Here is a 22,656-nt window from a genome sequence, read left to right as displayed (position 1 = left end):
TTGACGTGGCCGAAGAGCTGTACGGCTTTGACGCAAGCCCCGTCGACGTCGCGCGAGGTCTCCACCTCGCCGGCGTCGCGGGGCTTGTGCTTTTCGACTCCGGCCGCGCCACGGGCGCGCGCTGGTCGATCCTCGCCTGCGAGCCGACGAAGGTGCTCACCGAGAGGGAAGGGCGCTTCGTCGAGCTTCCCGGCGAGCGCGAGGTCGACGACCCGGTCGAGTGGCTCACTTTAGGTGCGGGGGCATCTTGCCCTCGTTCACGAGTGCTAGAAGCACTCGCACCGAAACGAGGGCAAGATGCCCTCGCACCGAAAAGCCTCCCGTTCCACGGCGGCCTCGCCGGCCTCCTCGGCTTCGAATTCGCCTGGCAACTCGATGACATCCACGCCCCGCGCAAACCCGCGCCCACGCCTGACCTCTGGGTCGGCGACTACCCCTGCGCGCTTGTCTACTCCCACGCCGAAGGCCGATGGTGGCTCACAGGCGACGCCGACTCGCCCGCGGCAGACAAGTTGCGCGAGGCCGTTCGTCGCCCGCAGACCGCGACCCCGTCGACGGCCGAAGGCGCGCGCTTCCGATTGACCATCACCGCCGACGAATACGCCGCGCGCGTCCAACGCGCCATCGACGCGATCTACGCGGGCGAACTCTTCGAAGTGAACTACACCGAACGCTTCTGCGCCGACTGGCGAGGCGATGGCTTCGCGCTCTTCGACGCGCTGCGCCAGACGAGCAGCGGCGCCTATGGCGCCTACCTCGACGCGGGCGATTTCCAACTCGCCTCGGTCAGCCCCGAGCAGTTCTTGGCGGTGCGCGACGGCCACGTCATCACGCGCCCCATCAAAGGCACCCGCCGCCGCGGCGACACGCCCGAAGAGGACGCGAGCCTCGCCGAGGACCTCGTCACGAGCGCCAAAGACCGCGCCGAAAACGTCATGATCGTCGACCTGATGCGAAACGACCTCACGCGGGTCTGCAAGCTCGGCAGCGTCGAGGCGACCGAGGTCTGCGGGCTCTACAGCTTCGAGGGCGTCCACCACCTAATCTCGACGGTCGAAGGCGACCTCGAAGAAGGCCTGAGCTCGATGGACGCGCTCCTTGCCTCGTTCCCTCCCGGCAGCATCACCGGCGCGCCCAAGCTTCGCTCCATCGAGCTCATCGCCGAGCTCGAAGAGACCGCCCGCGGCCCGTACACCGGCACGCTCTTTTTCGCGTCGGCAGACGGCACCCTCGACAGCAGCGTGCTCATTCGCACCGCGGTTCTGTGCGACGAGACCGTCTGGTACGGCGCAGGCGGCGCGGTGGTCGCCGATTCCGACCCAATGGGCGAGTACGAGGAGGCGTGCGTGAAGGCGCGGCCGCTGCAAACGGTGGTCGAAGGGGAGGGCGACGATGCAGAGTGACGACCGAAGCTTTCTGTACGGCGACGGGCTCTTCGAAACGGTGCGCGTGCGCGAGGACGGCCAGATTCGCTGGCTCGAGCGCCACGTCGCTCGCCTGCGGCGCTCCGGCGAGGCGCTCGGCTTTCCCGACACGTCCATCGACGCCGCCGTCGCCGAACTCGAGACCCTTGCGGGCCGCGACCCGGGCCTGTGGCGCGTCACCGTGAGCCGTGCCCCCGACGGCGCGCCGTTTGGCGGCTCCGGCACGATGGCGACGCGTTTTCGGTCTTTCGCAATCCCCACGAGACCCCACCTCGGCCTCGCCGAGGGCTTCTACCTGCCCGACGACCTCCTCGCCGAGCACAAGACGACGAGCTACCTGCGCTCGGTCGAGGTGCGCCGCCGCGCACAGGCTGCGGGCTTCGACGACGCCGTCATGACCTCCCGAAGCGGCCTCGTCGGCGAGGCGAGCTGCGCGAACGTGGTGGTCGTGAAGTCTGGAGAGGCCGCGACGCCGCCCATCCGCGGCATCTTGCCCGGGGTGACCCGCGAAGGCCTCCTCGACCTCGCCGACGCCCACCGCCGGCCCATCGACGTGCGCGAGGTCACCGTCGACGAGCTTCGAGGGGCCGACGAAGTCGTGCTGCTCTCCGCCGGCGTCGGTCTGCTCGCCGCCGCCTCGCTCGAGGGCAGGACGCTCGACGACACGTGGTCGAAGGTTGCCCGGGAGTGGTTGCCATGACGTACCTGCCGAGCCTCCAGACACGCTGGACCCACAAGACGACCGGCGAGATCGTGCTGCTCGACAACCGCGACTCGTTCGTCTTCAACCTCGCGCACCGCTTCGCCGAGCTGGGCGCCGAGGTCGTCGTCCACCGCAGCGACGAGCTCACAGTCGACGAACTCACAAGCTGGGAGCCGCGCGCGCTGGTCATCTCACCGGGCCCCGGCCACCCCGACGCCGCCGGCATCTCGGTCGCAGCCATCCGCCGATTCTCCGGCGAGCTCCCGATTCTGGGCATTTGTCTGGGCCACCAGGCCATCGTCACGGCCTTCGGCGGCGACGTCGGCCCCAACGACGCCCCGATGCACGGCAAGCCGAGCATGGTGGAACACGACGGGCAGGGCGTCTTCGAGGGGCTGGATAGTCCGTTCGAGGCGGGGCGGTATCATTCGCTCGTCGCCCGCGAGCCGCTTCCGCGCGAGCTCGAGGTGAGCGCCCGCGCCGACGGGTTTGTCATGGGCGTGCAGCACCGCGAGCATGCGACGTTCGGGGTGCAGTTTCATCCGGAGAGCGTGTTGACGCCGCGTGGCTACGGGCTGCTCGAGAACTTCTTACGTCGCTGCTGATGTCTTTCGGTGCGCTTGTCTCGGCGCGGGGGGCATCTCGCCCTCGTCTCGGCGCGGGGGCATCTCGCCCTCGATTCGGTGCGTGGGCATCTTGCCCTCGATTCGGTGCGTGGGCATCTTGCCCTCGATTCGGTGCGTGGGCATCTTGCCCTCGATTCGGTGCGTGGGCATCTTGCCCTCGATTCGGTGCGTGGGCATCTTGCCCTCGATTCGGTGCGTGGGCATCTTGCCCTCGATTCGGTGCGTGGGCATCTTGCCCTCGATTCGGTGCGTGGGCATCTTGCCCTCGATTCGGTGCGTGGGCATCTTGCCCTCGATTCGGTGCGTGGGCATCTTGCCCTCGTTCACGAGAGCTAGAAGCAGTCGCACCGAAGAGGCGGCGAGTGCAGGAATGCGCTCGCTCCAATTTATGCAGGTTCGGGCTCTCCAGCCCCTTTCAGGCCGTCCAACTTCAGGTCGACGGCTTCGCGTTGCTTGGGCATCTCCAAACGCGTGAAGATGTCGCGGGCGCGCTCGAGTTTTTGTCTCGCGTCGCTCGCGTCGCCGCGTCCCGCCAGGTACTCGCCGTAGCTCGACAGGCAGCGGGCGAGTTGCGACTCGTTGCCGACGTCTTCGAGGACGTCGATCGCCTCGTCGAAGCACGCGGGCGCCTTGTCCTTCGCCTCGTCGCCGTGTGTCGGGTGGTCGACGTAGCGGGCGTGGATCTCGGCCAGGGAGTGCTTGCCGATGCCGTGCAGGGCCGTCGAGTCGAGCTGATCGGCCAAAGCGAGGGCTTCGTCGATGCGCTCGAGGGCGAGCTTGCGCTCGCCGTTTTCGACGGCGAGGGCGGCCAGGTTGCGCAGCACGTCGAAGAGGACGCGCTTGTCGCCCGACTCCTCGGCGACCTCCATCGCCTCGTCGAGGCAGGCCTGGGCGGCTTCGAGCTCCTCGTCCTTCAGGTAGGTCTCGCCCAGGTTGTTCAACACCACCATCTCCAGGGAGCGGTAGCCAATGGAGCGGCCGCGCTGCAGCGCCTCGCGGAACAGCGCGATGGCCTTGGCGTTTTCGCCTCGCTCCAGGCAGAGCGCGGCGAGATTATTGAAGCTGTCGGCCACGCCCTGGCGGTCGCCGATCTCTTTTCGCAGCTCGAGGGCCTCGCGGTAGTAGACCATCGCCTCTTTGAGCTCGCCGCGGGCTAAGCGCACGGTGCCGATATGGTTGAGGCTGAGCGCGACCGAGCGCTCGTCGCCCAGCTCGCGGCGAAGCTGCAGGCCGGCCGAATAGTATTTGAGGGCGGCGTCGTAGTGGCCGCGGACCCATTTGATCTGGCCGATATCGTCGAGGGTGCTCGCCACGCCGCGGGTGTCGTCGGCGTCGCGGAAGAGCACCAGCGCCTTCTCGAACGCCTCGAGCGCCTCGTCGTACTCGCCCATGCTGCGGTAGGCGCGGCCGATCTTGTTGTAGGCCGCGCCGCCCTTGGCGATGTCGTCGACGAGCCACGAGTAGCGGAGCATCTCGCGGAAATAGGCCAGTGACTGGTCGTACTCGCCGAGCAGGTCGTAGACGCTTCCCAGGTCGTGGAACGCCTCGAGCTTCAGGTCGATATCGGCGTCGGACAGATACGCCAGCCCCTTCGTGTACAGCTTGACGGCCTTGCGGTTGGCGTAGTGGCGCGCGGCGCGGTGGGCGGCGTGCAGGTAGTGGCCGGCGGCGTGCTCCAGGCAGCGCGCCTCGTCGAAGTGGCGCGCGACCATCTCGGCCAGGCGCACCTCGCCGTCGTCGGAGGCCTCGCGCTCGAGCCACTGCGCGATCATGCGGTGGTAGCGCTGCTTGTCCTGGGCGGGGATATCCTCGTAGACGGCCACGCGCTCGATGCGGTGCTTGAAGTAGAGCTCCTCGTAAGGGGCAATCAGCGTGTCGTCGCGGCGGCGGACCATGTCCTTGCGCTCGAGACTCTCGATGAGCTCGTCGACCCGGCCGTCGATCTCGTCGTCGCTCCAGAACTCCTGGAGGTGCTCTTCGTGGTCGACGTGCATGCGGTACAGGCAGCGCACGAGCTCGGACCAGAAGGCGTCGCCGATGCAGGCGGCCATTTCGAGCACGCGGCGCTCGTCGTCGGCCAGGGTGGCCAGACGCGCGCGCACCGTCGCCTCGACGGTCGTCGGAAGGTCGACCTCGTCGATGCGCTCGGCGCCCACCCGCCAGGTCTGCTCGCGGGTGTCGATGACGCCCTGGCTGATGAGGATACGCAGCATCTCTTCGACCGACAGCGGATTGCCGTGGGCGGCGTCGACGATCTTTTCGACGAGCGCCTCGGGGATCTCGTCGGCCTTGTGCAGCGTGTCGCGCACGAAGTCGCGCACCTCGCGGTCCGACAGCGGCTTGAGCTCGATGAGCTCGTCGATGGGCATCTCGTCGAGCACATCCTCCATGAACACCTCGTCGGGGTTCCACGACAGGACGAAGAGCACGGGGTGCTCGACGAGGTTTTTGGTCAGGTAGTCGATGAGCGCGCCCGACTGGGTAGTGGCGTACTGCAGGTCCTCGAGCGCGATGACCAGCGGGTTTTGCGCGGCGTCGGCGGCCAGCAGGTCGAGCACGGCGTCGAAGCTTCGCTGGTCGAGCTGGTAGGCGCCCTCCGAGTCGCGAATATCGGGCACGTACGGCGAATCCTCGAACTGCATGCCGATGAGGTGGCCCACCAGGTGGCCGATGCGCTCAGCCTCGTCATCGTCGGCGACGATGGCGTCGACGGCCTCCAAGAGCTTGCGGCGCGCCGAGTCGGGGTGGTCCTTCTCGCCGATATAGAAGCGATTCTTGAGCAGGCGGCCGAACATCGAGTACGGCCCGCCCGACTCGTCGCGGCTGGCGGCTTGCACGAAGACCGCCTCGGAGAACGACTTGTCGAGGGTGCGGTTGAACTCAGCGACGAGCCGGCTCTTGCCCAGGCCGGTCGAGCCGGTCAGGCCGACCACGCGCACCGAGCTCTCCTCGGTCGCCTCCTCGAGCCAGCCCTCGAGGCGGGCCATCTCGTCGTCGCGGCCGACCATGGAGGTCTCGATACCGTAGACGCGCCAGGTCTCCAGCGGCTCGCGGTCCTTGGCGCGGCTGAGCGTCATCACACGCGTGATCACCGCCATGGGCGTGCCGCAGGTGGTGCAATACTCCGCCGAGACGGTGTTGAACGCACTACACGACGGGCAGGGCGTCTTGTCGGCCGAGCGCGTCAGCTTCTCGCACTGCTCGCACAACGCGTCGCCCCAATCGACGTCCACGCCGCACTGTCCGCAGCTCGGCTCGGGGATGTCGGCGCCACAGCGCCCGCAAATCTCGGTCGGTTCTTCGTTAAAATAGCCGCAGTAGGCGCAATTCATGGCGCACACCTCAGTCCAATTGTTCGAAACGGGAGGCTTTCTTACGCGCGATTGGCAAGGATTTCAAGGCCTTCGTGCAGAGTATTTCCAGACTCGGGCATTGTCCGGCGCGCCCGTGCGCGCTATCGTTGCGGCCACAAGAAGCACCCCACCCACCACATCCCGGGGGATGCGACGCACCGAACGGAGCACGAATGTATCTTCGACTGTTTAGAGCCGCACTTTCGTCCATCACGCTACTGATCTGTTTAGGCGCGCTCGGCGCGTGCGGCGGGCCGACCATGTTTACCGTCGACGATAAGAGTTCGTGGGAGGAGTTGTGCCCGCGCGAGTCGTCGAACCCCAACGGCTTGATGGTCGAGCGCGATTGCAACTATCGGATTACCACGCTGACCGCCGAGGCGGCGTGCTCGACGGGCGACAACGTCGGCTGCTTCTTGGCGTCGGTGCTCTACGAGGACGAAGACTCGCCGATTCGCGACCACGAACGCGCGGTCGAGATCGGGGAGTGGGCGTGCGAGAAGGGCGACCCGGCGGCGTGTCAGGCCTTCGCCTACGTGCTCTTCCAAGGCGATATCTACGAGAAGGGACGCGCCTACAACTTGATGCGCCAGACCTGCCTCGATGGGATGGGGCTGAGTTGCTACTCCATCGGCGAGTGGTACGCCGACGAGCCCGAGACCGCCAAGGAGAAGCGCTTGGCCGCGGGCTTCTTCAAGCGGAGCTGCGACCTGGGCTACGCGCCAGGATGTCGTGAATTCGCCGAGGTCTACGACGAGGGGTTCGGGATCGCGCGCAACAAAAAGCGCGCCCGCCAGCTCTACACGAAGGCGTGCGAGATGGGCGAGCGACAGTCTTGCCTCGCGGTCGACCGTGACCCGCCGCATAACAAAGAGGATATGTGGATCGAGGAGCTCGGCATGACGAGCGAGGACTACCTGGCGATCTACGAGACCGCCTGCAAGAAGGGCTTCAAGCACGCCTGCACGCTCGCCGGGTTGCGCATCGAGATCGGCGATATTCGCGGCCGGTACATCACCCTCAACTACGACCGCGCCGCCAACTTCTACCGCGAGGGGTGCAAACGCGGCGCGCTGCCCGCTTGCTGGGGCCTCGCAATCCTCGTACGCGAGGGCGCCGGGACCATCGACGCGAACACCAAGGAGGCCGTCCGACTCGCCAAGAAGTCGTGCGACGGCGGCTACGAGTTGGGCTGCAAGCAATACCGCGACTATCGCTACCGCCTGTGGGACGAGCCCGAAGCTGCCGAGTGGGCCGCCAAATGCGACAGCGGCGACGGCGAGGCGTGCTACTTGGCCGGGCGGGCCTACAACTACGACGTCAACTTCACCCGCGACGGATCACGTGCGCTCGGGCTGCTCGAGAAGGGCTGTGAGCTCGACTACTTCCCGGCCTGCGAGGTCGCCGGCAAGTACTACGCCGAAGGGTGGGGCACGCGCTCGAACGCCGCCGAGGCCGCCAAATACTACACGAAGGCCTGCGAGGGCGGTACCGGCTACGCGTGCTATGCGCTGGCGATGGCCTACGCCAACGGTGAAGGCGTCGAAGAGAACGTCGAGTTCGCGTTGTCCAACGCCGAGTTGGCGTGCGAGCGTGACGAGGGCGAGGCGTGCGTGTTCGCCGGCCTGCGCCACGAGGCAGGTCTCGGCGTCGACCGCGACTACGAGAAGGCGCGCAGCTACTACGACGACGGCTGCTCCTGGCGCATCGTCGGTGCCTGCACTCGCTACGGCATTTTGATGAAAGACGGCAAGGGCGGCGAGGAAAACGACGAATACGCTCGCGACCTGCTGGCGCGCTCGTGCGCCAACGACCACGGACTGGCCTGCTTCGAGCTCGCCAAGATGTACGAGAGCGGCGAGGGCGACGGGGATCTGGCCGAAGGCGAGGACCCCGCCAACGAAGCGAGCCCCATCGAGGCCGCCGACCACTTCGAGATGGGCTGCCTCGCCGGCCACGCCGAAGCCTGCGCGGAGCTCGCCCGCCTGCACGAGGTGGGCAAGGGCGTCAAAAAGGACGCCGGCAAGGCGAAGATGCTGCGCCAGAAGGCGTGCATGGAGGGGCACGAAGCGTCGTGTCCTGCCGAGGACGGAGAAGAGTCTGCGGACGCGAGCCGATGAGTTGTAGAGAGATGATGCCAAGACCGACGATGTCCCGAATCGCCCCCGTGTTGTTGCTGTCCGTTTGCGTCTTCGCGAGCGCGTGCAGCCACAGCGGCGCCTATCGCGAAGCCGACGCGCAGTCGTGGCTCGAGTTTTGCCCGCCACACCACGAGGAGGCTCACGAACTTCGCTTCTGGGACGATTGCGCGATGCGCGCCCGCACGCTGGGGGCGCACGCCGCCTGCGACGCCGGGGACGACCTGGGGTGCGCGGTCGCGGCCCTCGAGTATATCGACGACGACTCCGAGCTGCACGACGTCAGCCTGGCCATCGATCTGGGCGAGGACGGGTGCAGCCGCGGCGACAAGACCGCGTGCATCGGCCAGGCCACGGCGATGGGGCAGGGGACCCAGAAGCAAATCAACGCCGCCTACAGCCTGCTGCGCAAGCTGTGCAGGGAGGACGTCGCCGAGGCGTGCCAGCGCCTGGGCGGCTGGTACGAGTACCACGCCGAGAAGAAGGACGAGCGCAGGTTGGCGGCCGGGCTCTACAAGCGAAGCTGCGACCTGGAACACGGCCCCGGCTGCCGCGACTTCGCCAGGGTCTACGAGAAGGGGTTGGGCGTGCCCAAAAGTGATAAGCGCGCCCATGATCTCCGAGAGCGCGCCTGCGTCCTCGGCGACAAGTTCGCGTGCAAAAAGGTAGGCAAGCATGTCGAAGAGACGATCGACAACGACAAGTGGCACACCAACCTGAGCATTTCGTATCGGGACTGGGTCGCCTTGCACTTCGAAGCCTGCGAGAGCGGCTTTCGACACGCCTGCACCTATATCGGGCGTACCCTTCACTCCAAGGCCACGGTTGCCGAGCCCGACGATTGGTATGTCGAGCGCGAGATCGCAGCCTATCGGCTCGGCTGCCGGCTCGGGTCTCCCGAGAACTGCTATTTCCTCGCCAAGGTCTACCGCAAGGGACGAGGCGAGGTGGAAGCCGACGCCCAGAAGGCGGTCGCGACCGCAGCGAAAGCGTGTCAGGGAGGGCTGGTGGACGGGTGTGAGCGGTATTGGCTCTACCTGAGCGAGACCATCGACCGTGCCGGCGCGCTGGACTACGCGAACAAATGCAATGGAGGCGACGCCGATGCCTGCTACGTGTCGGGGCGCGCCTTTGTGGTCGGCGAGTCCATCGAGGCGGAGGTCGACCGCGGCCGTGCGCTCCTCGAGAAGGGGTGCAGCGCGGGCTCAGCGCTCTCGTGCGAACGACTCGCCATCACCTACTGCAACAGCGACGACCCGAAGGGCGCCGAGCTTGCTGGCAAATACTTCGAAAGGGCGTGTTCGAAGGGCGCCGAGTATTCGTGCTACGCGCTGGGCGATTTGTACGACGAGGGCGAAGGCGTCGGCGCGGACGAATCGCGCGCCATCGAATACTGGGTCGAAGCCTGCCACCGCGGGTGGGGCAAAGGCTGCGCCAAAGCCGGCTATCGGCTGCGACAAGTCGAAAGCCGCCTCCACGACAAGCGCGCACGTTCGGTCCTCGCCATCGGCTGCGAGTACGGAAATACCTGGGCATGCGTCAACTACGCCCACATGAACCGGTCGGGAAGCGGCGGCGAAAAGGATCTTTCCGAGGCGCGCTTTCACTTTCGCAAGGCGTGCCACGAGGACTTCGGGGCCGCGTGCTACTTCTACGCCAAGATGCTCGAGGATGAAGACGAGGCTCCCGACGGCATCGCCGAGCCGGTCGAGGCCGTCAAATACTATGAGATGGGCTGTGAGGGGGGCTACGGCTCTTCCTGCGCCGTGATCGGCGTGTGGTACCGCAGAGGTGAGAACGTCGAGAAGGATTGCCAGAAGGCATTGGAGTTCGCGCGACGCGGTTGCGAGGGCGATAGCGCCTGGGCGTGCAGTCAGCTCGGCACCGCTTTGCTGACCGGGCGCGGGACCGAGCGAGACCCGAAGCGGGCGCGGAAGGTTCTGAAGAAGGCGTGCGAGCTTACCGACTCGAAGGGCTGGGTTTGTGCGAACTACGCGCATGCGCTCCGAGAGGGTATAGGAGGTCCGAAGGACATCGACAAAGCCTACAAGCTCGCCAAGTCCGGATGCGAAGCGGACATCGGGCCGACCTGCGGACAAGCTGCGTTGATGCTCCGGCGGGAGGAGGTGGAGGCGAGCAGTGAGCGGGAGGCCGGGATGATCTTCAGCAAGGTGTGCGAGCTGGGCTCAGCGCGATGGTGTAGGCTAGCTTCACTGAACTTCCGATTCGGGCGCAAGGGGGTCGCCAAAAACCTCGAGCGCGCCGACCGCTTCCTCGACCGCGCGATCGAGATGGAGCGTAAAGCGTGTGTCGAAGGCGACTCCCAGTGGAGCTGTTATATCGCCGCACATATGATCGCCCACTATCGCGGTACCGACACCGATTTTCCGGGGGCGCGCACGTTCCTGAACGAGGCGTGCGACGCGGGTGTCCAAAACGCCTGTGCGGTCATTGCGCGGGAGCGAGTCAGCGGCGAGCTCTTCCCCAGGAATCCTCAAAAGGCCGAAGCCGGCCTCGCCAAAAGCTGCAAGGACAACAAGAACAGCGATTGCCGCCTGCTCGCGCTGTATCACCTTCGCGGCGACGGCGACCCTGCGCCGGCCAAAGCGGCCAAGATCTACGAGAAGGTGTGTCATCCCAAAGAACGGCCCGATGAGTGCATCTGGCTCGGCTCCTTGTATGCTCGGGGGGACGGCGTGAAGCGCAACGCGGGGACGGCGCTGCGGCTCTTGCGGACGTACTGCAAGAAGAATGATGACGACAGTATCTGCTCGAAAGCCCTCGGGAGCATGTTCTACCTGCGCCGCAAGGAGTTGGGTGAGTTCGACGTGTACGAGGACGCCAAACGTCGCTGCGAGAACGAGGAAGAGGCTGGCGTCGCGTGTTTGATGCAGGCCAGAGCGCTGCAGCACGGCTTTGGGGTCGAGCGTGACGTCGAGGCGGCCAAGTTGCTCTACACGAAGGTGTGCACGAGCGGCGACCCGAGAGCCTGCAGCCGATTGGGCGCGCTGGCGAAGAAGGAGCAGTTCGAAGCGGACTCGCCGGACATGGAGGCGAAAGCAGCGTGCGAGAAGGGCGACAAGGTCGGGTGTTTGGCCGCGGCGGTCGCGGTCGAATTCGGCAGCTACGAGCCGGGGCGGTTCGCGAAGGCGGGTGATTTGTATGCCAAGGCATGTGCGTTGCGCGACGCCGATGCGTGTACGCTGTACGCGGCCACCGGGCGTGACTCGTCGGGCCTGTTGACCGGAAAGCGCTACTGGAACGCGTTGGTGAGTTCCTGCGATCTGGGGACCGCGAAGCAATGCAAAGATGCCGGCGAAATCATCGACGCCTACAACTGGAGTCTCGGCATCGAGCAGTACAAGAAGGCGTGCCAGAAAGGGGACGAGGACGCTTGCCGTCATCTCGAGACGAACGGCTACGAGCGCCCTGCGTCCTCGAAGGCGGCTACGAATTGAGTGAGTCGGGCTCGACGAGGGTAACTCGGCCGCCGGCGCGTTCGATGACGCGCTTGAACTCCTGGGCGCGCTCTTGGCTGATGCCCCAGGCAATGACGCAAGGCGCCTGCTTGGCGAGCTTGCCGGCTTCGAAGTAGTCGACGTCGAGCAGGATGCTCAAGACCTGGCGCATGCTCTTGTCGGAGTAGCCCGGGTGGCGAAGGACCACGTCGACCAGGGGCGTGGTGGCGTCCTCGCGTTTGACGCGCGGGTCTGTGTAGTCGCCGGCGGCGACCACGTCGGTGCTCGCCTCTTCGAGGTCGTCGGCGCCGAACGAGAAGACGACGCCGCTCGAATCGCTCTCGGCGGCGCGGTGGTCTTCGCGGCGGCGCACGCGCGGCTCTTCCTGCCTTGCTGTTCTGTCTTGTTGGGCTTTTCTGCCTTCATCTTTGGAGCGCCGGCGCTCCGAGCGCTCACGACGGCTCGGCGAGGGCGACTCGCGGCGCGCGGGCTCGTTGGGGCGCGAGGCGCCCGGCGCGAGCACGTCGATGAGCGACAGGCCCATGGCGTTGAACTTCTTGAGCCGCTCGAAGTAGCGGCCGAGGTCGTGGCTCAGATCGCCCAGCGACACCTCGGACGCTGCGCCCAGTGAGGCGGGCTCGAGGGCGAGCTTGACGACCGGCTGGCCGTCCTTTTCGGTCAGCGATCGCGCCAGGAGCTTGATGTCGAAGCGTGCGCGAAGTGTGCGGGCGAGGGCGGAGAGGAGCTCCTTTTCGGCCCGCTCGCTCGGCTGCTCGGCGAGCTCGAGTTCGGCGCGGATCGTTCCATCGACCACGCGCACCCGAAACTTGCCGAGGTTCGCATCGCCGGTGTCGGGCGAGGTCTCGGCTTCTTCTCGAGTCTCGGAGTCGCTGGCCGACTCACCGCCGCCGATCGATTCGAACACACCGCCCGACGCGGCCGGCTGCGCTTTGGTCTGCTCGTCAGCCTCCTCGTCAGTCTCAGGCTCGGCTTCGTCCGCCTTTTCGTTCTCCTCAGGCTTTTCGGTCTCCTCTGCAGCTTCTTTCGGTGCACGCCCGAAGTCGTCGGCCAGCTCGGCGGGATCTTCGCCGGACTCGGCGAGACCGATATGCTCGGCGACGCGCTCGAAGGCGTCGAAGACGGGGGCGACCTTTTCTTCGGGCAACTCGTCGACCTCGAGCACCCACGGGCGCTCCTCGGAGGCCATCTCCCAGTCCGAACCGGAGACGAGCTTCAAGTGCTGCTTCAATCGGTCGAGGTATCCGTCCTCGGAGCCGGGAACGGCGAGTTGCGCGTGAATCGACAGGGCTTCGTCGCCCGGCGACAGTGTCACGCGCAGGAAGCCACGCTTCGTAAAGCGCGTGATGGTCTGGAACCAACTCCCGCCCGATGCGTCGGGGGCCTCGGTCTCCTCGACATCGATGCCACGGGACTCGATGACACTTCGCCAGCTATCCACTTGTTCGGTCACGGTCATGTGTCTTTGTCTTCAGTAGAGTCAAATACGTCGTCGCCTGAAATGTCGTCGAATCGCTCGTCGTCAGCCACGTCCGAGACGTGGTCGTTTTCCAGACCTGGAAGGTCTGCCTCCAAGGGGGCGTCTGCCTCCGAGGTCTGGTCGTTTTCCAGACCTGGAAGGTCTGCCTCCAAGGGGGCGTCTGCCTCCGAAGGTTCAGTGCCGAGCACCTCGTCGACGGTCATAATATTCGGGTACTCGACGGGCAGCAGCTCTTCGATGGTCGTGTGCTTGTCGAAGCGCACCGGCCCAGACCTCGGTCCGCACGGCTGCTCGGCACCTGGGCCACGTGCAGCAAACGACGGATTGGCCGCCTTGTCTTTCTTCTCTTTTTCGCCGGGAATCTCGTCGATCATGCCCATCTCGACTGCGTAGTACACAAAGAGGGCGCCGTAGAAGGCTACGGCGATGGCGCCGGTGGTCACAAAGAGGACGACTTCGCCTACAAGACGCAACATGCCGGTCAAGGGCGCCAATTCCGGCATGTCGAGCGTCAGGTTCTGAAAGATGAGCACGCCCCAGTAGAAGAACAGCGGCACGAGCAAGAGCCCGGCGGCGACGATGACCAGGCGGTAGACCTGAGCAAAGCGGCGCGTGACGAGCTCGGCGGCGGTGGCGATGGCGTCTCCGAGGGCGCGTCGCTCCATGATGAGCGGGGCGGCGGCGACCTCCATGGTCAGGCGAACGAGCGCGGCGAAGCCGGCCATTATGGTGAGCGGCGTCGCCCACAACAGCGCGCGCACCCACACCGACGAGTCGGCGAAGGTTCCGTCGCCGGTCGTCGCACCCCAGATGCCCACGAGCACCATCAAGCCGAGAAGCCCGACGATGCCCTGCGCGGCGAGTGTGGTGATGCGCAGGCTCAGGACCGCCGGGAAGCGTGTGGTCAGGTTCGCGAAGAAGGTGCGAAAGCGCCGAATCGGTTTTCCGCGCGCGCCCTGGGCGAAGGTGCCCCAGATGCCCGACAGCGCGAGCACGTCGAGGGTCAGCCCGATGAGCCAGGCGCAAAAGAGCAGTCCGGCCGCGCCAATGACGAATTGCGGGGTCGCCAGGTCGGCCACGAAGCGTTCGAAGCCGACGATCGGCCCGGCCTTGGTCGCCATCGCGCCGGTGAGGCTCACGAAGAGCACCACGCCGATGGCGAGCAGCGTCGCGATCGAGACGACCGCGCGGGCGCCGTCGGCGAGCAACTTCCAGGCGAAGATGAACAGATCTTGCTTGATGAGATGCCAAGCGCCCCAAAAATACGCCTTCGGCTCGAATGTGTCGTCCGATGGGTCTTCTTGTTGGGCCTCCACTGGCCCCGTGGATGGGGCGTCGAGGTGGTCTTGGGGCTTGTCGATCATGGGTTGCGATGCTTCGTTTTGGGTTCTCTGTTTGCTACATGTGTTGTGTTGAAATGTAAACTGGTGGGTTTGTATGGCCCGCGAGAAGAGAGGCCTAGCTTGTTGGCGCCCCCCATCCGTCTCGCGCTAAACTGCGCGCGAGCCACCTTCCCCCAGGGGAAGGGATGCTGTTGCGAGAAGCTACGTGGTTCAAATGAGCGAAGGCAACCCTTCTCCCCGTGGGGAAGGTGCCCGTAGCGAAGCGAAGGGCGGATGGGGGGCATCGGAAACCCAAACTTTCATGAAAGCAAAATAAACGATGTCTGAATTTACGAACAAAGTCGTCTGGATCACCGGCGGCGGCAGCGGCATCGGCCGCGCGCTGGCGCACGAATTCGCCCGTCAGGGCGCCAAGGTCGCTGTCTCCGGCCGCCGCGTCGAGCGGCTCGAAGAGACCGTGCGCCACGTCGAGAATCTCGGCGGCGAGGGACTCGCGGTGCAGTGTGATGTGACTGACGAGGAGCAGGTAATCATCGCCATCCAGAAGGTCGTCGACCACTTCGGTGGGCTCGATGTGTCCATCGCCAACGCCGGCTTCGGCGTGGGCGGCAAGGTCGAGGACCTGTCGGCAGACGACTGGCGCCGTCAATTCGACGTCAACGTCGTCGGCGCGGCGATCACTGCGCGCCACTCCTTGCAGCATCTGCGCAAGACCGACGGGCGCGTGGTGCTCATGGGGAGCGTCGCCGGCACGGTCACCCAGCCGGGCAACGGCGCCTATTCGGCCTCCAAATACGCCGTGCGCGCCATCGGCCAGACCCTGGCGATGGAGCTCGCCGACGAAAAGGTCAGCTGTACGCTCGTCCAACCGGGCTTCGTCTCCAGCGAAATCGGCCAAGTCGACAACGAGGGTAACTTCCACGACGAGTGGGAAGACAAACGCCCCCAGCAGCTCATGTGGTCGGCCGAAAAAGCCGCCAAGACGATCGTCAAGGCGATCGAGAAGCGCAAACGCGAGTTCACCTTCACCGGCCACGGCAAAGTAGCGGCGTTCTTCGGCAAGCATGCGCCGGGCGTGGTGCATCATGCCATTACTAAGTTTGGCGGTTAGGTGTCACCACGGGGAGCACGGGGGAAAACAAAAGAAGCCTTTCTCCGTGTCCCCAGTGTCCCCGTGGTGAAGAAAGCGTCGCTATTCGGTGCGGATACCTTCCGAGCCGCCCAGTTGCAGGCCGTGGTCGTGAGGCAGGCTGCCGCGGGGGGCGCGGAAGTACATGAACGGGGTGTAGCGCAGGAAGTTGGACACCCGTGAGGTGTAAATGTCCGCGTAGCGCTCGACTTGGCGAGTGAAGTGGCTTTTGTCGTTGCCCGCGCGCATCAGGTAGCCCCAGAACTCGTTGAAGTCTTGGCCGTCCTCGATGGCCAGCGGCTTGATCTGATTGTCGAGTTCGACGAGCTCCTGGCGGATCTTGACCATCAGCTCTTTGAGCGCCTCGGGGGCGCGGTCGGTCTGCTGGGCGTAACCGCGTTTGTTGCGCTGGCGCTCGAGGCGAAGCTGCGAGTAGCGGTCCTCGAGGCGTTTTTTCTGATCCATCAGCTCGGCGATCTTGATCTGGCCGTCGCGATTCTGTTGGACGGCGCGCAGCTCGCGCTCGAACTCGCGCACGATCAGCGCGGTGCGCCAGCGAAGCACGCTCTTGGTGACGTTGACGTCGGCGAAGAGGTGGTCGCCCACGTACAGAATCTGGTCGCCGGACACCCCCAGGTAGTCCTCGATGAACGAGGCGTTTCCGCCCAGGTAGATGCCGTGCTGCTTGAGCGGGCCGACGCACGGCTCGAGCAGTCCCTCCTCGTTGACGACCTCGAAGATCGGGTTGTTGCCCTCGAAGAAGTCGGGCTTGCGCGCCGAGACGATGACCAGGTCGAAGAGGTCCTTCCAGCTCATCCCGTCGGGCAAGTATTGCTCGATGGCATACGTCATCATGAACTGGGTGTATTTCCACTCCGAGTTGGTGATGAGCATGAGCTTTTTGCCCGACTCGCGCTGGTCCATCAGCGCCAGGGGAAGCTCGGGGTCCGGCTCGACGTAGCGCTCCGGGTCGCTCATGATCTCGTCTTTGAGCACGCCCTCGAGGTGGGCGGCGTCGAGCGTCTTTTGGACGCGGTCGTACAGCGCCTCGTAGCTCAAGATTTCGGGGAGGCGGCCGGCGTCGAGCAGGTCGACGAGCTGGCAGTAGATGGTCGCCGCCGAGATCGAGAAGAGGGTGTTCAAGAAGCGCCAGCGCGGCTCGCTCAAGGCGACGAGGGTGCGCGTGTACTCGTCGCGCATCTTGCCGTACTCCATCGGCTTCGTGCCGTGCATCGCCTGCTTGATGTAGCCGAAGCGGTTGGCCTTGACGACGTTGCCGCCTTCCTTGTCGATGACTAGGCCACGGGTGACCTGCTCGGCGTTGAACTCGAGGTCATCGACCGGCCAGCCCTCTTGTTTGAGGCGAGCTTTGACGTGCGAGTAGGCGCGCGCCTCCCACTGGTCCACGTTGTAGTGAACCAGGGTGTAGTCCATGTCGTAGCCGATGGCCTTGATGGAGCGAAGGTTGAGCGTTCGGTTGCAGTAAATGCCCCGGGTGCAGTCGAGTTCGTCGTAAGCGTTGTAAAGGGTGTCTGCGGTGGTCTTACTCATATAACGTCTTTCAATGTGGTTCTTAGTCGGAGGTGCGCAGCTCGGGACGCGCGAACGATTCGGCGTCGAAGAACTCACACTCCTCCATGAAGAGCGATTCCATGCACGGGTTGTCGGACATCTGTTGGCCGTAATTGGCCAGATACCAGCCGACCTGGTTGGTCATGAACGTCGCGATGCCAAACCCGCGGTCGGTGCGCGGCACGTTGAAGGTGTGCTCACCGTGGGTGTTCAGGTAGGGCAGGCGAAGAGCGCTGATGCCGTGGTCTGTCTCGATCTGTGCGCGCAAGGGATGCTCTGCGTCGGGGTTCGGATCAGTGTTGTCAGGTTGCCGCGGCGAGATGAACTGGCCGAGGTCGAGATCATCGGGATCAAAGAGCGTGTTCGGGTACTCCGGGAAGCGGTCGAGCCACCAGAGGCCCTCGTAGACATAGTTCTCAACAAGAAACTGGTTCTCAGTTGTTCCGTACTCGTCGACCTCGATAAACGAGTCCAAGATGCCCGCGGCGCGAGCCAGCGAAATCCCGGTGTTGATCGGTACGGTCTGGTCCCCAAGGGTGCCCACGACAAGCATGTTCGTCCAGCCGCTCTTGTAGCTACCCCGCTCGTACGGGTACGACAGCGGCTTATCGAAGTAATGTTGCGCGTAAACCGCTGGATCGGCCACCTCGAGCAACATCTGCGAGACGGCCATGAACTTGCGGAAACGCGGGGTCTGGCGCTTCAAGCCCCAGCCCAGGTGAAGCGCGGCCAAAGGCGCGCCTTTGGGGTACAGAATATTCTCGAAGATAAGGTCTTTGGGGAAGGTGTCGATGGTCTTTTTGAGCGTCCCGTCGGCGGCGCGAATTTCGATGACGAGCGCGTCGCCAAACTCGGTCGGATTGTCGGCGACGTGTCGGGCGAAGCGCTTGGCGTCTTCCTCCGAGAGCTGCGACGGGTCGAAGTTCGGTCGGCATTCCGATCTGGGCTGGCAGCTTCCGTCCGGAGCGCAGTAGCTGCCGTCGGCGCATTCTTCTTCGCCGCACACTGCTTCTTCGCGACAGCCCATGACATCGTCGACGAGGTCGAGCGACGGGTCGAAGCCGAGCTTGGCCCGCCTGGTCATCGCGCTGTCGGCGTCGGCGGCAAGGCCCACGCGAAAGCGTCCGTTGCGCACGTGGACGACCGCGTGGCGCTCCTCCTCGGGGATATGCTCGCGGGTCTCGCGCACCAGGTTTCGCAGCACGATCATATCGCCATTCTCGACGCCCTCGATGGTGCCGAACGGCACGTAGCGGTCGTCGATGCCGCTGGGCAGAATCCACTCGAGGCGCATCGCGCCGGTGATATTGCCTTCGTCGTCGGTCTGCGCGGTGCCCGAAAGCAGCGGACCGAACATGGGCAGCAAGGCGCCTACCTGCACGTTTCGGATGTCGGTGCGCGTGGCGATGTCGCCCAGCCCGCCGCCGCCGGCGTTGGAGGCCGCCGCCCGAATCGTCGGCTCGATGCCGGCCAAAATGCCCGTCTGCAGCCCGCCGAGCGAGGTTCCCCACGCCACGTAGGGCTGATCGCCGCCGAAGTCGACGACGCCGTCGCCGTTGAAGTCGCCGCGAATCTCGCCTTTGCCGTCGCCGTTTTGGTCCCAGCCGGCCACGAACTCGCGCTTGTCGGCGATCCGAGGGTCCTCTTCGTCGATGGTGTTCTCCCAGCGGCTCTGGCCGTCGAAGCTTCGCAGGATGCGAATGAGCTGCATCTGGTCGATGGTCGTCTGGCGCATCATGTCGCGCGAGTGGAGCAGGTCGGAGACGAAATAATCCTCGCCGGTCTCCACCTCGCCGTCGTTGTCGAGGTCGCGGGCCCGGTCGTGCTGGAGGACGTCGGGCAGAAGCGGCATGTTCAGGTTCTGGGCGATGCGGTCGAGCGTGTTGCCGATGCCCGCCGGGATGCTCAGGCCGTGGCCGGCCGCGTCAATGGTGCAGGTGGCCAGGCCGAATTTGGCCATGTGGCCGGCGAACGCGATCATCTCGAGGCGCGTCGAGCCGATGGCGTGGCTGTAAATGATCGTCGGGTAGGGCGGCTTGCGGCCTTCTTGCTCGGCGGGCACCGCGCAGTGGAAGGTGACCTCGCCGGGACGCACACGAGCGGTGCCGGCGGCGATGTCGATGTCGAAGGTCTCGTCGTCGTCGCCGGGGTTGGTCACCTTGAGCGTCGCGTCGGCGCCGGCGTCGGCCAGCCCGTCGCTATCCGCCAGAAAATACGGCGAGATGAAGCTTCCCGAGACCATGTAGTCGATCTCGCTGATGGCGTCCTCGAGCGCGTTCATGTCGCCGCCCGAGCCGAGCGCCTCGGAGGCGACCGGAGCGAGCAGCGGGATGAGTCGGTCGAGGTTGAAGGTGAGCGGTTTCTGGTCGCCTTCACCGCTGGGGTTGTGCAGCATCTTGAACTCGGCCGGAAAATCGTCGCCGAGCCAACCCAAGCTTCCGTGGCCGTACAGGCCGGCGCGCACCGCCTCGAGCTCGCGCGTCGGCGAGCCGGTCGTCAGCGTCCAGGCAAACTGCACGTTGTCGAGGTCTTTGGTGAATCGATCGGGCGCAATCTGCGGCAGAATTTCGGCCAGCGGCTCGAGGTCCTCGCTCTGACGCGTGTGGTTGATCGAGGCGAACGGGCTCTGGACGGGGTTGCCGTCTTCGCCGATGAGATCGCTGGTGAGCACCACCGCGTAGGTCGTCTCGGGCGCCAGCGGGTAGACCGGGCGCATGAGCAGCGTGTTGGTCTCGCGCTCATAGAAGTCGAGCAGGTTTCCGGGCGCGTAGGGGCTCTGGGTGTCGTCGAGGGTGTTCGGTTTGTCCCACACGCCGTCGTCGTCGGTGTCCTCGATGGGGTCGAGCTCACCGTCGCCGTCGAGGTCTTCCTCGGCGTAGGTCTCGACGAGCAGCGAGATGCCCTCGGAGCGTGGGTCGTTGCGGAAGTACCCGTCGGGCTCGGCCGCCGTGATAGGGAAGTTGCCACGGCCCATGTCGATGAGCTCGGCCGTGCCGTACTCGGGGCTGTCCGGGTCGACGTTGATCAGATAGACGACGTCGTCGCTGAAGTCGGGCACGCGCTCTCGGTGGCGCTCGATGATGCGTTGGAGGTCGAGCGGGGCGTCGAAGCGCACCGAAAAGGGCATGAACACGCCAAAGCCGGTGGCCCGGTTGAGGTAGCGGCGCACCTTCGACTCCGCCTCGGTCGCGCCCAACATCGACACGTTGATGCGCCTGCCCGTCGGGCTCGTCTCGTCGGCGACCGTCGCCAAATCGTTGGGGAACGGGATGTCGGGGAACGGCCAGTCGTCGAGGTTGAAGACGACCGTCGGCCCGGCGGCCTTCTGGGTCTGTCGAAGCCCTTCGGGAGGCTTGTTGTCTTCAAAACAACTTGTGGTGAGGAGGGCGGTGCTCAGAAGGCAGAGCCAGATGAGGCGGCTGGGGTGTGTACGCACAATAATCTCCGGAAACATCCGTCAGACAAGGTGATGTTTCCAGGAGTGTACGTTGTGGGGGGAGGGGAGGTAAAGTTGAGATCCCTTGCTTCTTGTGGCGGCCCCTTCGACTCGCAGAAAGCGCTCGGCTCCTCCCCGGCGTGTTCAGCGCGGGGGAGGTGGCGGCGGAGCGTAGCGAGAGCCGCCGGAGGGGCCCCGCCACCAAGCAATGGAACTCGAACTCTTACTCGCCGAACTGATCGCCGTAATCTTTCAGCGATGCCTCGATGACCTCGTAGGCGTGCTCGGCGCCGTAGATCTCGTCGACCTCAATATGACGCTCCTGCTCTTGGCCCGGAGCGGTCTTGTAGGTCGAGAAGTAGTGGCGCAGACGCTCGACGAGCACCTCGGGCAGGTCGGTGATGTCCTCGACGTGCGAATAGAACGAGTCGTTGTCCAACACGCCCACGATCTTGTCGTCGGCCTCGCCCTGGTCGATCATGCGCAGTCCGCCGACGATGCGCGCGTTGAGCAGCACTTCGGCGCGGTTGATGGCGCGCTCGCTGATCACGCAGATGTCGAGCGGGTCACGGTCGGCGCGCTCGGCGTGGTCGCTCGACAGGTCGGCGACGCGCGGGCCGCAGAAGGTGCGCGGGATGAACCCGTACAGCGCAGGCGGCTGCGAGGAGTAGCGCTGCGGGCGGTCGACGCGCAGGTAGCCCGTCTCTTTGTCGATCTCGTACTTCACCGAGTCGAACGGTGTGAGCTCGATGTAGGCGTGGACGACTTTGGGCATGTCGGGCCCGGCCGACAGGCCGTGCCAGGGGTGCGGACGCCAACGATAAAAGGGACTCGGAAATGCCATGATACTTCCTACTAGGTAATTACACCGGGAAAAGTCACCGCAGAGGACGCAGAGAGGGCAGAGAAAAACCGACATGGCCTTTCTCGGCTCTCACTGGGTCCTATGCAGCATGTACATCGTTTATCTCAGGTCTGTTCTTCCCACTCCAGAGCAGTTCGAACAATTTCGTCGAGGTCGTCGTGAGCGGGCTGCCAGCCGAACTGCTCGCGCAGCTTCGTCGAGTCGGCGATGAGCTCGGGCGGGTCTCCGGCGCGGCGAGGGGCCTCGACCACGTCGAAGTCGACCTCGCTGACGCGCTTGACCGCGTCGATAACCTCCCGAACCGTATAGCCGTGACCGTAGCCGCAATTCAAGACGCGACTTTCTTCACCACGCTCCAGCGCCTCCAGCGCGAGGATATGCACCCGCGCCAGATCGGTGACGTGAATGTAGTCGCGGATGCAGGTGCCATCGCGCGTCTCGTAGTCGGTGCCGAAGATCGACAGCTCGTCGCGCATGCCCAGAGCGGTCTGCGAGCAGACCTTGATAAGGTGCGTCGCCTGCGGGGTCGACTGGCCGGTGCGACCTTTCGGGTCGGCGCCGGCGACGTTGAAGTAGCGAAGCGCCACGTAGCGAAAGTCGTGGGCGTGGTCGACGTCGCGCAGCATCCACTCGGTCATCAGCTTCGAGGCACCGTAAGGGTTGATGGGCGCCGTGGGCGTCTCTTCGGTGACCGGGAGCTCCTCGGCGCTCGGCATCCCATAGACGGCCGCCGTGCTCGAGAAGACGAATTGCCCCACACCGGTCGCCACACACGCCGACAGGAGCTCTCGCGTGGCCGCCGTGTTGTTCCGATAGTACTTGAGCGGGTTCTCCACCGACTCGGGCACCACGATATTGCCGGCGAAATGCATCACCGCGGCGACGTCGTGCTCGGCCAGAAGCCGCACCACGAGCTCGTAGTCGCCCACGTCGCCGTGCACGAAGGTGGCCTCGTCGGGCATATTCTCACGCACGCCCGTCGACAGGTTGTCGAGGATGACCACTTGGCGGCCGTCGTCGACCAGCTCGTGGGCGACGTGGCTTCCGATATATCCGGCTCCGCCGGTGACGAGGATGCTGCTCATGAGGGGCTCCAAATTGGCTGCGTGAG

General features: G+C 65.2%; 14 protein-coding genes. 6 read left to right on the top strand and 8 right to left on the bottom strand.

The window, feature by feature from the left end; genetic code table 11:
* The first annotated feature begins 5 nt into the window (after positions 1 to 5).
* Genes FIV42_RS28710 through FIV42_RS28700 form a run of 3 tightly spaced genes read left to right on the top strand, consistent with a single transcriptional unit; the run spans position 6 to position 2,732 of the window.
* On the top strand, positions 6 to 1,403 hold the full coding sequence (locus FIV42_RS28710; protein WP_141201027.1) for an anthranilate synthase component I family protein: 1,398 nt from the start codon (positions 6 to 8) through the stop codon (positions 1,401 to 1,403).
* Positions 1,393 to 2,124, top strand: coding sequence for an aminotransferase class IV (locus FIV42_RS28705; protein ID WP_141201026.1), 732 nt, complete (start codon positions 1,393 to 1,395; stop codon positions 2,122 to 2,124). Before FIV42_RS28710 ends, FIV42_RS28705 begins: the two co-directional genes overlap by 11 nt.
* On the top strand, positions 2,121 to 2,732 hold the full coding sequence (locus FIV42_RS28700; protein WP_141201025.1) for an anthranilate synthase component II: 612 nt from the start codon (positions 2,121 to 2,123) through the stop codon (positions 2,730 to 2,732). Before FIV42_RS28705 ends, FIV42_RS28700 begins: the two co-directional genes overlap by 4 nt.
* On the opposite strand, the gene FIV42_RS28695 is transcribed toward FIV42_RS28700, so the two are convergent.
* Both FIV42_RS28695 and FIV42_RS28690 read right to left on the bottom strand, forming a co-directional pair.
* Positions 2,718 to 3,065, bottom strand: a complete 348-nt coding sequence (locus FIV42_RS28695) for a hypothetical protein (protein ID WP_141201024.1) — start codon at positions 3,063 to 3,065, stop codon at positions 2,718 to 2,720. The two genes, FIV42_RS28700 and FIV42_RS28695, sit on opposite strands and share 15 nt — an antisense overlap.
* A 74-nt stretch (positions 3,066 to 3,139) precedes the next feature.
* A complete protein-coding gene (locus tag FIV42_RS28690; protein WP_141201023.1) occupies positions 3,140 to 6,085 on the bottom strand; it encodes a tetratricopeptide repeat protein in 2,946 nt (981 codons plus the stop codon).
* A gap of 194 nt (positions 6,086 to 6,279) precedes the next feature.
* Between FIV42_RS28690 and FIV42_RS28685 the strand changes: the two genes are divergently transcribed.
* Together FIV42_RS28685 and FIV42_RS28680 are read left to right on the top strand one after the other, a co-directional pair.
* Entirely contained in the window at positions 6,280 to 8,226 is a 1,947-nt protein-coding gene (locus FIV42_RS28685) for a tetratricopeptide repeat protein (RefSeq protein WP_141201022.1), read from the top strand.
* 29 nt (positions 8,227 to 8,255) lie between these two features.
* Positions 8,256 to 11,702, top strand: coding sequence for a tetratricopeptide repeat protein (locus FIV42_RS28680; protein WP_141201021.1), 3,447 nt, complete (start codon positions 8,256 to 8,258; stop codon positions 11,700 to 11,702).
* Here the strand turns inward: FIV42_RS28680 and FIV42_RS28675 are convergent.
* Both FIV42_RS28675 and FIV42_RS28670 read right to left on the bottom strand, forming a co-directional pair.
* The gene (locus FIV42_RS28675; protein WP_141201020.1) at positions 11,692 to 13,173 is read right to left on the bottom strand and encodes a hypothetical protein; all 1,482 of its coding nucleotides are present in this window, start codon (positions 13,171 to 13,173) and stop codon (positions 11,692 to 11,694) included. The genes FIV42_RS28680 and FIV42_RS28675 overlap by 11 nt on opposite strands.
* Before the next feature lie 2 nt (positions 13,174 to 13,175).
* On the bottom strand, positions 13,176 to 14,564 hold the full coding sequence (locus FIV42_RS28670) for a hypothetical protein (RefSeq protein ID WP_141201019.1): 1,389 nt from the start codon (positions 14,562 to 14,564) through the stop codon (positions 13,176 to 13,178).
* 298 nt (positions 14,565 to 14,862) lie between these two features.
* Between FIV42_RS28670 and FIV42_RS28665 the strand changes: the two genes are divergently transcribed.
* Positions 14,863 to 15,654 carry an SDR family oxidoreductase gene (locus FIV42_RS28665; protein ID WP_141201018.1) on the top strand — a complete coding sequence of 264 codons (792 nt, stop codon included), beginning with the start codon at positions 14,863 to 14,865 and terminating at the stop codon, positions 15,652 to 15,654.
* A gap of 81 nt (positions 15,655 to 15,735) precedes the next feature.
* Here the strand turns inward: FIV42_RS28665 and FIV42_RS28660 are convergent, their stop codons facing one another.
* From FIV42_RS28660 to galE, 4 genes are all read right to left on the bottom strand, one after another.
* Positions 15,736 to 17,223, bottom strand: coding sequence for an HAD-IG family 5'-nucleotidase (locus FIV42_RS28660; RefSeq protein ID WP_141201017.1), 1,488 nt, complete (start codon positions 17,221 to 17,223; stop codon positions 15,736 to 15,738).
* Between the two features lie 22 nt (positions 17,224 to 17,245).
* Entirely contained in the window at positions 17,246 to 20,680 is a 3,435-nt protein-coding gene (locus FIV42_RS28655; RefSeq protein WP_141201016.1) for a hypothetical protein, read from the bottom strand.
* A gap of 223 nt (positions 20,681 to 20,903) precedes the next feature.
* Entirely contained in the window at positions 20,904 to 21,524 is a 621-nt protein-coding gene (locus tag FIV42_RS28650) for an inorganic pyrophosphatase (RefSeq protein WP_141201015.1), read from the bottom strand.
* A gap of 125 nt (positions 21,525 to 21,649) precedes the next feature.
* Positions 21,650 to 22,630, bottom strand: coding sequence for a UDP-glucose 4-epimerase GalE (gene galE, locus FIV42_RS28645; protein WP_141201014.1), 981 nt, complete (start codon positions 22,628 to 22,630; stop codon positions 21,650 to 21,652).
* Between the last annotated feature and the right edge of the window lie 26 nt (positions 22,631 to 22,656).

This window comes from Persicimonas caeni (assembly GCF_006517175.1).
Classification (GTDB): Bacteria; Myxococcota_A; Bradymonadia; order Bradymonadales; family Bradymonadaceae; genus Persicimonas; species Persicimonas caeni.
Note: the sequence above shows the minus strand (reverse complement) of the source record. Positions and strands in the feature narration are given on the sequence as shown.